Origin of the sequence: Comamonas sp. BIGb0124 (genome assembly GCF_003752175.1) — a bacterium.
Lineage (GTDB): Bacteria > Pseudomonadota > Gammaproteobacteria > Burkholderiales > Burkholderiaceae_C > Comamonas_F.
The window spans coordinates 89,897-103,806 of the sequence record NZ_RJVF01000001.1; the positions used below are offsets into that span (position 1 = coordinate 89,897).

General features: G+C 66.6%; 12 protein-coding genes. 10 read left to right on the forward strand and 2 right to left on the reverse strand.

Annotated features, from left to right (window positions below):
- Nucleotides 1-54 precede the first annotated feature (54 nt).
- The gene (locus tag EC845_RS00410; protein WP_158615569.1) at nt 55-975 is read left to right on the forward strand and encodes an alpha/beta hydrolase; all 921 of its coding nucleotides are present in this window, start codon (nt 55-57) and stop codon (nt 973-975) included.
- Nucleotides 976-1,054: 79 nt separating this feature from the next.
- Here EC845_RS00410 and EC845_RS00415 read toward each other — a convergent pair whose 3' ends face one another.
- Nucleotides 1,055-1,732: a DUF2238 domain-containing protein gene (locus EC845_RS00415; protein WP_123295316.1), complete on the reverse strand. Its 678-nt coding sequence runs from the start codon at nt 1,730-1,732 to the stop codon at nt 1,055-1,057.
- Between the two features lie 318 nt (nt 1,733-2,050).
- Between EC845_RS00415 and EC845_RS00420 the strand changes: the two genes are divergently transcribed.
- The 3 genes from EC845_RS00420 to EC845_RS00430 are packed head-to-tail and all read left to right on the forward strand — an operon-like array spanning nt 2,051 to nt 5,550.
- Entirely contained in the window at nt 2,051-3,574 is a 1,524-nt protein-coding gene (locus EC845_RS00420) for an ABC transporter substrate-binding protein (protein WP_233597878.1), read from the forward strand.
- A 36-nt stretch (nt 3,575-3,610) separates the two neighbouring features.
- Nucleotides 3,611-4,927: an LLM class flavin-dependent oxidoreductase gene (locus EC845_RS00425; protein WP_123295253.1), complete on the forward strand. Its 1,317-nt coding sequence runs from the start codon at nt 3,611-3,613 to the stop codon at nt 4,925-4,927.
- Between the two features lie 23 nt (nt 4,928-4,950).
- Complete coding sequence (locus EC845_RS00430; protein ID WP_123295254.1) at nt 4,951-5,550, forward strand: TetR/AcrR family transcriptional regulator; 600 nt, start codon at nt 4,951-4,953, stop codon at nt 5,548-5,550.
- A gap of 48 nt (nt 5,551-5,598) precedes the next feature.
- Here the strand turns inward: EC845_RS00430 and EC845_RS22720 are convergent, their stop codons facing one another.
- On the reverse strand, nt 5,599-5,730 hold the full coding sequence (locus tag EC845_RS22720; RefSeq protein ID WP_255416880.1) for a hypothetical protein: 132 nt from the start codon (nt 5,728-5,730) through the stop codon (nt 5,599-5,601).
- Nucleotides 5,731-5,987: 257 nt separating this feature from the next.
- Between EC845_RS22720 and EC845_RS00440 the strand changes: the two genes are divergently transcribed.
- The 6 genes from EC845_RS00440 to EC845_RS00465 all read left to right on the forward strand — a co-directional run bounded on the left by EC845_RS00440 (nt 5,988) and on the right by EC845_RS00465 (nt 13,857).
- On the forward strand, nt 5,988-6,917 hold the full coding sequence (locus EC845_RS00440; RefSeq protein WP_123295256.1) for a TIGR01777 family oxidoreductase: 930 nt from the start codon (nt 5,988-5,990) through the stop codon (nt 6,915-6,917).
- 400 nt (nt 6,918-7,317) lie between these two features.
- A complete protein-coding gene (locus EC845_RS00445; RefSeq protein WP_370451217.1) occupies nt 7,318-8,850 on the forward strand; it encodes an ABC transporter substrate-binding protein in 1,533 nt (510 codons plus the stop codon).
- 24 nt (nt 8,851-8,874) lie between these two features.
- Nucleotides 8,875-9,816, forward strand: a complete 942-nt coding sequence (locus EC845_RS00450) for an ABC transporter permease (protein WP_123295258.1) — start codon at nt 8,875-8,877, stop codon at nt 9,814-9,816.
- A gap of 124 nt (nt 9,817-9,940) precedes the next feature.
- Nucleotides 9,941-10,930 (forward strand): ABC transporter permease, encoded by a 990-nt coding sequence (locus tag EC845_RS00455; protein ID WP_123295259.1) that lies wholly within the window; start codon nt 9,941-9,943, stop codon nt 10,928-10,930.
- Nucleotides 10,931-11,011: 81 nt separating this feature from the next.
- Nucleotides 11,012-12,664, forward strand: a complete 1,653-nt coding sequence (locus tag EC845_RS00460; protein ID WP_123295318.1) for an ABC transporter ATP-binding protein — start codon at nt 11,012-11,014, stop codon at nt 12,662-12,664.
- A 44-nt stretch (nt 12,665-12,708) separates the two neighbouring features.
- A complete protein-coding gene (locus EC845_RS00465) occupies nt 12,709-13,857 on the forward strand; it encodes a M20/M25/M40 family metallo-hydrolase (RefSeq protein WP_123295260.1) in 1,149 nt (382 codons plus the stop codon).
- Nucleotides 13,858-13,910: the final 53 nt, after the last annotated feature.

The following is a 13,910-nucleotide window of genomic DNA, read 5'->3' on the forward strand; positions in this document are numbered from 1 at the left end:
TCTCTCGTCACGCCCCCGTCCCCAATCACACGCCGCAGCCTGCTGAAGAACGGCATGCTGACGGCCGCAGCACTCGGCCCCGCCACGGCGGCGCTGGCCCAGCGGGCACCCCAGGCGCCCGCCGCCTATGGCCTGTTCGAATCCGAGCCGGCATCGCATCGGCTTGCGCGCCAGGAGGTGCAGATCGGCGAACAGCCGCAACACCAGTACCAGCTGTTCACGGCGGTGCCCCGCCGGGCCGCGCCGGCAGGCGGCTTTCCGGTGCTCTACATGCTGGACGGCAACTCGCTGTTCGACCGGCTGACCGCCGAAAACCTGGCACTCGCCGCAGACCTGGTGATCGTGGGCGTGGGTTACCCGTCGATCAGCGGCTTCGACATCGAAGGCCGCACACGCGACTACACGCCCCCTCTGCCCAAGGGCAGCACCGAACCTCGCCGCGACAAGGCCGGCGGTGCTCCGCAGTTCCAGCGCCTGCTGGCCGGCCCGCTGCGCGCGGTGGCCGAGCAGGACATGCTCCGCGGTGTTGCGCTGGACAGCACGCGCCGGTCGCTCTGGGGCCATTCGTACGGCGGCTTGTTTGCCTTGTACACCCTGCTCACCCAGCCCCGCGATTTCTCGCGTTATCTGGCGATCAGCCCCTCGTCGACCTGGGGCGACAGCCTGCTGGCCGGGCTTGCCGACCGGCAACTGCCTGCGCCAGGCCGGTTGACACGGCCCCAGCGGCCGCCTGCCGCCGATGTGCTGGTCATGCTGGGCGACAGCGAAGCCCGCGGCCAGGGCCGGGCCGGCAGCAGCGGCGCCCAGCCCGCCCCGTCACGGCCCCCCGGCCCCAATCCGGCCACGCTGCAGCTCGTGGAACTGCTGCGCCGGCAGCCCTCGTGGAAAGTCCAGCTGCAGGTTCTCGAAGGTCTGGGACACGGCGCCACCTTCATGGCCTCGCTGCCGCGCAGCTTTGCGCTCGCGCAGGCCTGAGCCGGGCTTTGCCGCGCTCTTGAAGCCCGCCGCGCGGTCTCGATGGATCGGCAGCGGCGGGCGATCGTTCGGTCTCGAGTCAGCGGGGCCCGATGCCCGGAGCCGGTTCCAGCCGCCGCAATTGACGGTCGTGCAGGCGTGACAGCAGGATCAGCGCGGCCAGACTGCCGAGCAGCGCGTAGAACATGTCGGATTGCGTGTCCCATTCGTAGCCCTGCGTGCCGAGAAACTCTTCGGCGCCCTGGCCCAGCGCCAGCGCGGCCGCCCACTCGACGAGCTCGTAGCTGGCACTGATCGCCAGCACCACGCACACCACCAGAAAGGCCAGCATGCGGCCGGCCCGGACGTGGTGGCCGCGCAGCAGAATCTCGCGCGCAGCGATGGCCGGCACGAAACCCTGGAAAAAATGGCCGATCTTGTCGTAGGGGTTGCGTTCCATCCCCAGCCAATGGGCGATCTCGAAACCGAGCGGAACGCGTGCGTACGAAAAAGCCCCGCCGTACATCAGCACGCAGGCGTGCACGAACACCAGTCCGTAGAGCAGCGGCGTCAGCGGAAAGCGGCGCCGGGTGGCCGCCAGCACCGCCAGTGCAGCCACCACCGGCAGCACCTCGAGCACCCACGTGGTGCGGTCGTAGGGTTGCCATCCCGAAAGCACGAGCAGCACCAGAAGGACGGCGGCAGCGAGCCCCAGCACCCCGCGCGGCAGGGTCTGAGCGTGAGGCGGAATGGGGCTTGAGCGGGATGGCACGGACATGCGGGGTGGACGCTCCGAATGAAAGGCACGGGCGAGACCGATCTCTGCGCCCGTGCGTTGCAACGACAACACCGCCTGCATCATGCCAGAGTCGTCTCTCTCGCCGCCGCCCCTGCGCCGGGCGCACGTCATGGCCCCCGGCCACGCGGCGAGGCCCGGGCAAATCGTCGGTTTCCGACTAAGCTTGCTCGATTTTCGAGAAGCGGACAGAACGGTCTGTCTATACAGTTTGACCCTCGAACAACGCGAGGTCGAATGATGTTTCTCCGCATAGCCACCGGTCTGGCCCTCTCACTGGTTTTGCCGCTCCACAGCGCCATGGCCCAAACGCCGGCCCCGGGCGGCATTCTTCGGGCGGTGGTGCAACCCGAACCCGTGACGCTCAATCCCGGATACAACAACTCCTACGTGAACGGTGTGGTCGCGACCAACGTTCTGGAGGGGCTGCTCACCTACGACAAGGACCACAAGCCCGGTCCCTCGCTGGCGACGGCCTGGAAAGTCGCCCCCGATGCCCTGTCGATCGAATTCACGCTGCGCAAGGAGGTGAAGTGGCACGACGGCCGCCCCTTCACCTCGGCCGACGTGAAGTACAGCGCGCTGGAAGTCTGGAAAAAGGTCCACCCGATCGGCCGAAACATCCTGGCCGACCTCGACGACGTCGCCACCCCCGACGATCACACGGCCGTCCTGAAATTCAAGCGCCCGGCGCTGGTCGTGCTGAACTTCCTGAACGCACAGGGCCTGCCCGTGCTGCCTCGGCATCTTTACGAAAACACCGACGTTCGCACCAATCCCTACAACCAGAAACCTGTCGGGACCGGTGCCTTCAAATTCAAGAGCTGGTCCAAGGGTCAGCAGATCGACCTGGTCCGCAACGAGGACTACTGGGACAAGGGCAAGCCCTACCTGGACGGCATCGTGTTCCGCATCATCCCCGACGCGGCGGCACGCTCGGCGGCGCTGGAAACCGGCGAGGTCGACTACATTCCCTGGGACAGCGTGCCGCTGAACGATGTCGAACGCCTGCAGAAGCTGCCCTCGCTGGCCGTGACCTACCAGGGCTATTCGTGGCAATCGAACTACCTGGTGCTCGAGTTCAACCTCCGCCGGCCCGAGCTGGCCCATCCCACCGTTCGCCATGCGATCGCCCACGCCATCAATCGCCCGGGCCTGACACGGGCCGTCTGGTACAACCTCGGCACGCCGTCCGCCAGCACAATTCCCTCGTCGCTCAAGCAGTTCTACACCACCGACAAGGTTCCCCAATACCCCTACGACCCCCAGTTGGCCAATCGCCTTCTGGACCAGGCCGGCTACCCCAGACAAGCCAACGGGGTCCGTTTCTCGATCCACATCGATTACGCGCCCTTCAACCAGAACTTCGGACGACATGCCGAGTACCTCAAGCAGAACCTCAAGCAGGTGGGTATCGAGGTCGACGTGCGCAATCAAGATCTGGCGAGCTACCTGAAGCGGGTCTATACCGATTACGACTTCGACCTTCAGACCACGCGCTGGGCGCCCTACATCGATCCCCAACTCGGCGGCCTTCGTCAGTTCTGGACGCAGACCATCAGCAAGGGCACGCCCTGGCAGAACGCATCGGGTTACGCCAACCCCGAGCTCGACGCGATCATCGACAAGATCCGCTACGCGACCCGACAGGACGATCGGTACAAGGCCTTCGGCGATTTCCAGCGGATCGCCCAGAGGGACATTCCGGCCCTGGCGCTTTACGAGGAAAAGAACTTCACGGTCTACAACCGGAAAGTGCACGGTCTGTCCGACGACGCCGATGCATCGCAAGCCTCGCTCAAGACCGTGTGGATCCAGCGCTGACCGGCGGCATCCGACACAGCCCAGCCGAGCACCGACATGACCTCCAGCCTCAAACAACTGAAGATCGCGGCATTCCTGATGCCGGGTTTCACTTCGCAATCCTGGAGGCATGCCCGCCTCCGGGCCGACTATCCGTTTTCCCTGGATTACTACATCGAAAGCGCGCAGGTGGCCGAACGCGGCCTCTTCGACACGGTCTTCATCGCCGACAGCCCTGTTTTTCCGGAAGCGCCCGATGCGGTCGTGGCCCGGATGGCGACCGTCAGCCTGTTCGAACCGCTCAGCCTGCTGAGTGCCGTCGCGGCACACACCCGCGCCATCGGACTCATCTACACCGCCAGCGTGAGCGATTACCCCCCGGCCCTGCTGGCCCGGCAGGTGGCATCGCTCGACCACATCAGCGGCGGCCGGGCGGGTTGGAACCTCGTGACCTCTTACGGCCCGTCGTCACGGCAACTCGGCCTGCCGGACAACCGGAAAGACGACAACAGCTACGCCAGAGCCTCGGAATTCATCGAGGTCGTCCGCGGCCTGTGGGACGGTTTCGAGGACGACGCCCTGGTCCGCGACCGGGAAACGGGCGTGTTCGCCGACCTGAGCCGGATTCATCCGCTGGCGCACAGCGGCCCGTACTACCCGGATGTGCGTGGGCCGCTGCGCATCGCCCGCCCCATCCAGGGGCATCCGGTGATCGCGCAGGCCGGCGCATCCGAAGACGGCCGGGCTTTCGCCGCACAGACGGCCGATGTCGTTTTCTGCAATTGCCTGTCCATCGAATCGGGCCGGGCTTTCCATTCGGAAATCAAACAGCGTGCCGCAGCGGCCGGCCGCGATCCCGAGGCGATCAAGATCATGCCCGGCTGCAGCATCGTCTGGGGCGAGACCGACGAGGCGGCCGAGTCCAGGCTCGACGAAATCTCGAAGCTGTTCCCGGTCGAAGTCGCGGTCGAGAATCTCATGCTCGACCTGCATGGCTACGACATCGACGCGCCGTTCCCCACCGACCTGCCTGCCGCCAGTTTCTCGGTCGGGCATCAACGCGAGATCACGCGTTATGCCACGCAGAACGGGCTGACCATCCGGCAGACGGCCCAGAGGCTGGCCGTGGGCAACAAACACAGGGTCTTGGCAGGCAGCACCACGACCATTGCCGACGATCTCGAGCACTGGATCCGTCAGGGCGCGTGCGATGGCATTACATTGATGGCACCTTTCGGTGTCGAAGGTTTCAACGATTTCGTGACCCACGTCGTGCCGGAACTGCAGCGGCGCGGCCTCTACCGCGAAGCCTACGAAGGCCGCACGCTGCGCGAGCACCTGGGGCTTGCAAGACCCAGGAACCGTTACACCTGAAACCGCCGACTCACCCGTCATCCATGGAAACTGCACCCCCGACCTTACGCGATCGGATCATCGACGTCAGCAGCGCGCTCTTCTACAGCGAGGGCATCCGAGGCGTCGGCATCGATCGGATCATCGACGCATCGGGCGTCGCCAAGGCCACGCTCTACAAGCACTTCCGCAGCAAGGACGAGTTGGTGGTGGCGTACCTGAAAAGCCGTCACCAGCGTGTGATCGAATCCCTGAAAAGCCATTTGCTCTCGCCGTCGCTGCCGCCGCAGGACCAGGTCATGCAAGTGTTCGGCCTGCTCGAGAACAAGGCCGAAAGCGACGAGACGTTCAGGGGCTGCGCCTTCCTCATGGCCGTCTCGGAGTATGGCAACAACGCCGAGGTGGTCGAGGTCGCACGCCGGCACAAGGCCTGCGTCCGCGACATCTTCTCGGAGATTCTCGGCAACGCCGGCCCTCTGCCCGCAACCGATATCGCAGATATCGCAGGGCAGCTGGCACTGCTCTACGACGGCGCGCTGGCCCAGATCATGGTGCAACGCACCTCGGCGCCCGCTGCGGTCGCGGGTCGCTGCGCGGCCGCACTGGTGAGCGCGTGGATGGCCCGCCGCCCAGGCGACACGTGATCGTCGTGCAGGCCGCCGGGCGGCATCGGCCGGCGGCCGCCCCGGTCTTCAGTTGGGCGCGATGCCCAGCGCGCGAATCATCGGACCCCAGGTGGCCCGTTCGTCGGCGATGCGCCGCGCAAACCGGGCCGGCGTGTCGTGATAGATCACCGAACCATGGCCGGCATAGGCCTGAACCATGTCGGGCTGGCGCAGGGCCGCGCCGATGGCCGCGTTGAGCCGGCACCGCCACGGCCATCGGCAGCACGGCAACCGGACTGACGGGCTTGAGGTCGGTGCCCGGGTCGTAGCTCAGCCGCGGAAAGACAGACGGGTTCCACACCGCATGGGCATTCGTGATGAAAGCCAGCCTGTGGCCGTCCGCGAGCTGGGACTTGCCTGCGCCCCGACACAAGCCGGAACGAGGGTGCGGGTAAACTGTATCGAGAGGTATCGACATGCAGACAGAAGACATCGTGGTGGGTTCGACCGTCCTGGTCACGGGCGGCACGGGCTTCGTGGGCCGGGCCTTGTGCCAGGCGCTGCTTCAGGCCGGCGCGCAGGTGGTGGTGCTGTCGCGGTCGAAGCGGCCTGCGGGCGATCACGGCGCCAAGGCCCTGCGCCAGGTGAGCAGCCTGCAGGAACTCAAGGGCGAGTCGTTCGATACCGTCATCAACCTCGCGGGCGAGCCGATCTCGCAGCGCTGGACACCGCAAGCCAAGGCCCGCATCCTGTCGAGCCGCATCGGCAGTACACAGGCACTGATTCAATTCATGCAGCAGGCCCCGCGCCCGCCCCGCGTGTTCATCAGCGCCTCGGCCATCGGTTTCTACGGCACCAGTGTCTCCACGGTGTTCGACGAGCAGACCCCGCCGTCGACCGAGGGCGGGGCGTTCTCGCACGAACTGTGCGCGCTGTGGGAGCAGGAAGCCGTGTGCGCCGAAGCCCTGGGGGTGCGCACCGTCCGGCTGCGCCTGGGCGTGGTGCTCGGCCCCGGCGGCGGCTTTCTGCAGAAGATGCTGCTGCCTTTCAAGCTGGGGCTGGGCGCACGAATCGGGCACGGCCGCCAGTGGCTGTCGTGGATCGATCGCGGCGATCTGATCCGACTGATTCTGCACGTCGTCCGCACGCCCACACTGAATGGACCGGTCAACGCAACGGCCCCCAAGCCCGTGCCGCAGGCCGAGTTCTGCGCCGCGCTGGCCCGCGCGCTGCACCGCCCCTGCCTGTTCACCATTCCGCCCGTTGTGCTGCGCGTGGCCTTGGGCGACATGGCCGAAGAGCTGATGCTGCAGGGCCAGCAGGTGGTGCCCAGCCAGGCATTGGCCAGCGGGTTTGTGTTCGAACAGCCCGAGATCCAGGGCTCGCTGCAGAAAATACTCGGCTGAGGCCTTCTTTCGCGGGCCGGCACACGCTGCCGGGCCGCCGATGCGGCGCCTTCGCACGCCGACTCCACGCCACAAAACCGTGCAGACCGATGTGTGGTGCATTGTTCACCATGACAGTCGGCCTGTCCTGCATGCTTCCAGTGCAGCACCATCCTCCAACATGAATCATGGCGCCCCATCGCCGGGACAAGCTGCACCACGATGTGTCTTGACCGGCTGCAGCCATCAGCCAGCCTAATGCCTGCAACGATTACAAATCGTTAGCGATCCGTGGCCGCTTGTCGCAAGAATGCTCAGCAACCCTAGCTGCTTCTTCAACAACCCTGCTTCCCGGAGGTCTCCCTTGTCCCAGCCCAGCTTCGTTCGCCGCCATCTCAAGGCCGCCGTCCTGTGTGCCGCCATGGCCGTGGCCGGCATCACGACGGCACAAGCCCAGACCATCAACGCGGTCATGCACGCACCGCTGCGTGCCCTCGATCCGGTGATCAGCACGGCCTACATCCTGCGCAACTACGGCTACATGGTGTACGACACCCTGCTGGCCCAGGACGCCAGCAACGCCATCCAGCCCCAGATGGCGAGCTGGAAAGTGTCGCCCGACGGCAAGACCTACACCTTCACGCTGCGCGAAGGCCTGAAATGGCATGACGGCACACCCGTCACCGCCGCCGACTGCGTGGCCAGCCTTCAGCGCTGGAGCAAGGCCGACAAGCTCGGGCAGCTCATGGCCTCGATGCTCACCGAGATGAAGACGACGGGCGACAAGTCCTTCGACATGACCTTCAACGTGCCGACCGACATCGCCCTGCGTGCGCTGAGCAAGCCCAGCGGCGTGGCGCCCTTCATGATGCAGGCCTCGGCCGCGGCCGCTCCGATCGGGCAGCCCATCACCTCGACCATCGGCTCGGGCCCGTTCAAGTTCAACGCCGCCGAGTACAAGCCCGGCGTGCAGGCCGTGTTCGACAAGTACACCGACTACGTGCCGCGCAGCGAGCCGGCCAGCGGCCTGGCCGGCGGCAAGGTGGTCAAGGTCGACCGGGTGAAATGGATCACCATGCCCGACGCCATGACCGCGGTGACGGCCCTCATGGGCGGCGAGGTCGACTTCATCGAACAGACCCCGCACGATCTGCTGCCCATGCTCGAAGGCAATGCCGACTACACCCTGTCGGTCTACAAGAAGCAGGGTTCGCAGAACCTAGCCCGCCTGAACTTCACGCAGCCGCCCTTCGACAACCTGAAGATCCGCCAGGCCGCGCTGCTGGCGCTGGGCCAGAAGCCCCTGCTCGATGCGCAGGTCGGCAACGCCAAGATGTACTCGACCTGCGCGGCGGTGTTCGGCTGCGGCAGCACCTATGCCAGCGACACCGGCAAGGACAAGATCATCGAAGCCCAGCCCGACAAGGCCAAGGCGCTGCTCAAGGAAGCCGGCTACGACAACACCCCCATCGTGCTGCTGCATGCGACCGACCTGATCAACCTCTCGCCCATGGGCCCGGTGTTCGCGCAGCAACTGCGCAACGGCGGCTTCAACGTGCAGATGCTGTCGATGGACTGGGCCACGGTGACGGCTCGCCGTGCCTCGAAGGCCGCACCGTCGGCCGGCGGCTGGAACGTGTTCTCGACCACCAACGTGCTGCCCGACGTGGCCGACCCGCTGGGCTTCATCGGCGTGGCCGCCGGGGGCGACAGCGCCTGGTTCGGCTGGCCCAACGTGCCGGCGATCGAAGAGGCGCGCGGCAAGATGGCCCGCACCAGCGATCCGGCCGAAGCCAAGAAGCTGGCCGAAGAGATCCAGCGCCAGGTGATCGACCAGGTGGTGATGATCCCCATGGGCGAGTTCACCAACGTCACCAGCAAACGCAAGGTGATCGGCAACCAGCTCGATGCGGCAGCCCCCGTGTTCTGGAACATGACCAAGTCCGGCAAATAACAGGCAACGCACGAAAGGCAACACATGGCGGCGTTTTTTGTCCGGCGTATCCTGGCAGCCATTCCGGTGCTGTTCATGGTGGCCATCATCGTTTTCCTGGTGCTGCGGCTGTCTCCGGGGGATCCGGCCGTCATGATCGCCGGCGACAACGCCTCGCCCGAACAGCTGGCGGCGATCCGGGCCTCGATGGGCCTGGACCAGCCCTTGCTCGAACAGCTGTTCATGTGGATCGGCAAGGTGCTGCGGGGCGACCTCGGGACCTCGCTGATCTCGGGACTGCCGGTCAGCGACATGGTGCTCGACCGGTTCGGCCCGACCATCGCGCTGAGCCTGAGCACCATCGCCTTCGCCATTCTGGTGGCGATTCCGCTCGGCGTGTTCGCGGCCTGGCAACAGGGCAAGCCGCTCGACCGGGTGGTGATGGCCGGCTCGGTGGTGGGCTTCTCGGTGCCCGTCTTCATCATCGGCTACGTGCTGATCCTGGTCTTTGCGCGGCTGCTGGGCTGGCTGCCGGTGCAGGGCTATCAGCCGCTGGCCGACGGTTTCGGCGGCTTTGCCGAACGCCTGGTGCTGCCGACCGTGGCGCTGAGCTTTCCCTACATCGCGCTGATCGCCCGCATCGTGCGCACCAGCGTGATCGAGGTGATGGGCGAGGACTACATCCGCACCGCCCGCGCCAAGGGCATGTCCGAAACCGCCGTGCTGATGAAACATGCGCTGGGCAACGCGGCGGTGCCCATCGTGACCATCATCGGCGTCAGCATCGCCATGCTCATCAGCGGCGTGGTGGTGACCGAGTCGGTGTTCAACATTCCCGGCCTGGGCCGCCTGGTTCTCGAAGCCGTGCTCGCCCGCGACTACACCGTGATCCAGTCGCTGATCCTGCTGTTCTCCACGCTCTACGTGCTGATCAACCTCGGCATCGATCTGCTGTATTCGGTGTTCGACCCACGCATCCGGTACTGACATCCGGTACTCACGAAGTGCCCGTGCTCCACGCCACCCCCCGATCAGAACCGTCGACCGCCGGCCCCCTGCCCTCACGGGCTCCGGCCGGCGCCCGAAGCCTCCCGGATTTCCATCGCCCGACATGAACACCACCACGTACAACGCTTCCGTCGAAGAGCCCGTGCCTGCAGCGGCAGGCCATGCGGCGGCGGCCACGCCCTCGGCGTCTACCCCGCCCCCTGCCGTCCAGGCTGCGACGCTGCCCACGCCCGCTCCGCTCGGCGCAGGCGAGAGTGCCGGCCCCTCGGCGTTCAAGCGCCTGCTCAAGACCTGGCCGGTGCGCATCTCGCTGCTCATCCTGCTGGCCATCGTCGCCATGGCCGTCTTCGCGCCCTGGCTGGGCACGGTCGATCCGGTGCAGCTCGACCCTTCGCAGCGTCTGCGCGGCGTCTCGGCCGAGCACTGGCTGGGCACCGACGGCTTCGGCCGCGACGTGTATTCGCGGGTGGTCTACGGCGCCCGCGTCTCGCTGGTGGTGGGCGCGGGCGTGGTGCTCATCAGCGTCACGCTGGGCCTGATCATCGGCATCGCGGCCGGGTACTTCCGCCTGGCCGACGCCATCATCATGCGGGTGATGGACGGCATGATGGCGATACCCGGCATCCTGCTGGCGATCGCACTGGTCGCCCTGTCGGGCGCGACGCTGGCGACGGTGCTGATCGCCATCTCGGTGCCCGAGATTCCGCGCGTGGTGCGCATGGTGCGCAGCGTGATCCTGGGCGTGCGCAACGAATCCTATGTCGAGGCCGCGACCAGCCTGGGCACCCGGCTGCCGGCCATGGTCTGGCGCCACATGATGCCCAACACGCTGGCGCCGCTGCTCGTGCAGGGAACCTATATCTTCGCCTCGGCCATCATGACCGAAGCGGTGCTGAGTTTCCTGGGTGCCGGCATCCCGCCGGAAACGCCGTCCTGGGGCAACCTGATGGCCGACGGCCGCACCTTCTTCCTGCTCATGCCGGGGATCATCCTCTACCCCGGCGTGCTGGTCTCGCTCACGGTGCTGAGCGTGAACATGCTGGGCGATGCGCTGCGCGACGGACTGGATCCGCGCATGGCCAAGCGCCTCTGAGCGCATCCGAACGCCTTGCAGCATCGCCCCGAACGCCCCGATCGTTTCCTTCCCATTCACAGACCCGGCATCGCTTACGACATGGCTGAAGCAACACACTCCTCCTCCCTGCCCCCGGTCGTGCTGTCCGTTCAGGACCTGACGGTGCAGACCGCACGCAGCGGCGGCAAGTCCATCGTCCAGAACATCGGCTTCGACGTGCGTGCCGGCGAAACCGTGTGCGTGGTCGGCGAATCCGGCTCGGGCAAGTCGGTGACCTCGCTGGCCATCATGGGCCTGCTGCCCAAGGGCGGCCTGTTCGCCAACGGCGGCCGCATCCTGCTCGACGGCGAAGACGTGCTCAAGGCCACGCCGCACCGCATGCGCGAACTGCGCGCCACCCGCGTCGCCATGGTGTTCCAGGAGCCCATGACCGCGCTCAACCCCGTGCAGCGCGTCGGCCACCAGATCGACGAAGTGCTGCGCCTGCACACGCAACTCAACGCCGCCGAGCGCAAGGACAAGGTGCTCAAGATGCTCGAGCGGGTGCAGTTACCCGACATCGCACGCATCTACGACTCGTATCCGCACCAGTTGTCGGGTGGGCAGCGCCAGCGCATCGTGATCGCCATGGCGCTGATCCTGCGCCCGCACCTGCTGATCGCCGACGAGCCGACCACCGCGCTGGATGTGACGACGCAGAAGCAGATCCTCTTGCTGATACGCGAGCTGCAGGAGCAGGAGCAGACAGCCGTGGTCTTCATCACGCACGACTTCGGCGTGGTCTCCGAGATCGCCGACCGCATCGTGGTGATGAACCGCGGCGCCATGGTCGAGACCGGCACCCGCGACGCCATCCTCGCGCAGCCCCGCGAGGCCTACACCCGCATGCTGGTGTCGTCCGTGCCCAGCCTGATCCCGCGCTACCGCGCCCTGCCCGACAGCCAGACGGTGCTCGAGGTGGTGGGCCTGGACAAACGATACGAGGAAAAGAGCTTCTTCGGCAAGAACCGTTCGGTGCTGGCCGCGCAGAACGTCAGCTTCACCGTCGGGCGCGGCGAGATCACCGGCATCATCGGCGAATCGGGCTCGGGCAAATCGACGGTCGCACGCTGCGTGATCCGCCTGACCGACCCCAGCGCAGGCGCCGTCTTCCTCAAGGGCGACGACATCGCGCAGGTGCGCGACATGCATGCCGTGCGCCAGCGCGTGCAGTACATCTTCCAGGACCCGTACCGCTCGCTCAATCCGCGCCGCACGGTGGGCCAATCCATCATCGAGGGTCTCGTCAACTACGGCATGCCCGAGGCCGAGGCCCTGAAGAAAGCCGCCGCCACACTCGAACTCGTGGGCCTCTCCGGCGACGTCATGAACCGCTATCCGCACCAGTTCTCGGGCGGACAGCGCCAGCGCATCTGCATCGCCCGCGCAGTGGTGATGGAGCCCGACCTGCTGGTGGCCGACGAAGCCGTCTCGGCGCTCGACGTGTCCGTGCAGGCCCAGGTGCTGCAGTTGTTCGAGGAAATCCGCGACCGCACGGGCGTCGGCATTCTGTTCATCACCCACGACCTGCGTGTGGCCGCGCAGATCTGCAACACCATCGTGGTCATGCAACGCGGCCAGGTCGTCGAAGCCGGCGATGCCACCGAGGTGCTGGCCGCACCCCGCCATGCCTACACCCGCTCGCTGATCGATGCGGCACCGGCACCCGGATGGGATTTCCAGAACTTCCGGCCGGTTGCCAAGGCCGCCTGAAACCGACGCGGGTGCACCCCTTCATTTCCAGACGAAAGATTCCCATGGCCACCGGCACGCCTTTCGATGTCTCTGCATTGCCCTTCGACCAGGAGGCCATGCTTGCGGGTCTGCGGCGCTGGGTCGAGTGTGAAAGCCCCACGCTGGATGTGTCCTCGGTCGAACGCATGCTCGACCTGGCCCAGCACGATCTGGCGGCGGCCGGCGCCGAAGTCCAACGCCTGCAGACCCTGCCGGGGCATGCCGGCGCCGTCATGGGCCGCTTTCCCCATCCGCACCCCGAGCAGCCCGGCATCCTCGTCATGGGCCACCTCGACACCGTGCACCCGATCGGTACGCTGGCCGCACTGCCCTGGCGCCGCGAAGGCTCGCGCTGCTACGGCCCCGGCATCAACGACATGAAGGCCGGCGACTACCTTTCGCTGTGCGCCTTGCGTGAACTCGGCGCGGCCGGCTGGACCACGCCCCTGCCGGTCACCATCCTGTACACCGGCGACGAAGAGATCGGCAGCCCCGCCAGCCGCGCGCTGATCGAGTCCACCGCCCGTCAGTTCAAGTACATCCTGGTCCCGGAACCGGCCCGTCCGGACGGCGCCATCGTGCTGGGGCGGCATGAGGTGGTGCGCTTTGCGCTCGAATCCACCGGCCAGCCCACACATGCCGGCAACACCCCTGAAAAAGGCCGGTCGGCCATCCGGCAGATGGCCGAGAAACTCATCGCCATCGAGCGGTTGAGCACCGCCGATGCGACCTTCACGGTGGGCATCCTGCGCGGCGGCCTGTGGTCGAACTGCGTCGCCACCACCTGCACGGCCGAGCTGCTGGTCCTCATCCGCGATCCCGCCGTGCGCGAGGAACGGCTGGCTGCCCTGCAGGCCCTGGCCAGCCAGGATGCCAGCGGCTCCTTCACCATCACCCAGACCCTGCAGCGCCCGCGCTGGGAAGAGAACGCCGGCTGCCTGGCGCTCTACGAGGTCGCCGAAGCTGCCGCCAAAGACCTGGGCTTCGAGCTGCCGCGCCTGGTCTCGGGCGGCGGCTCGGACGGCAACTTCACAGGGGCGCTGGGACTGCCCACGCTCGACGGCCTGGGTGCCTGCGGCGACCTGCACCACACGCTGCAAGAGCACATCGAGGTCGACAGCCTGGTGCCGCGCACCCGGCTCATGGCCAGCCTGGTGATGCGGCTGCGCTGAGGCCGCCCTTCCACAACGCACCCACGACCACGATCACAACTGCAACTGCAACC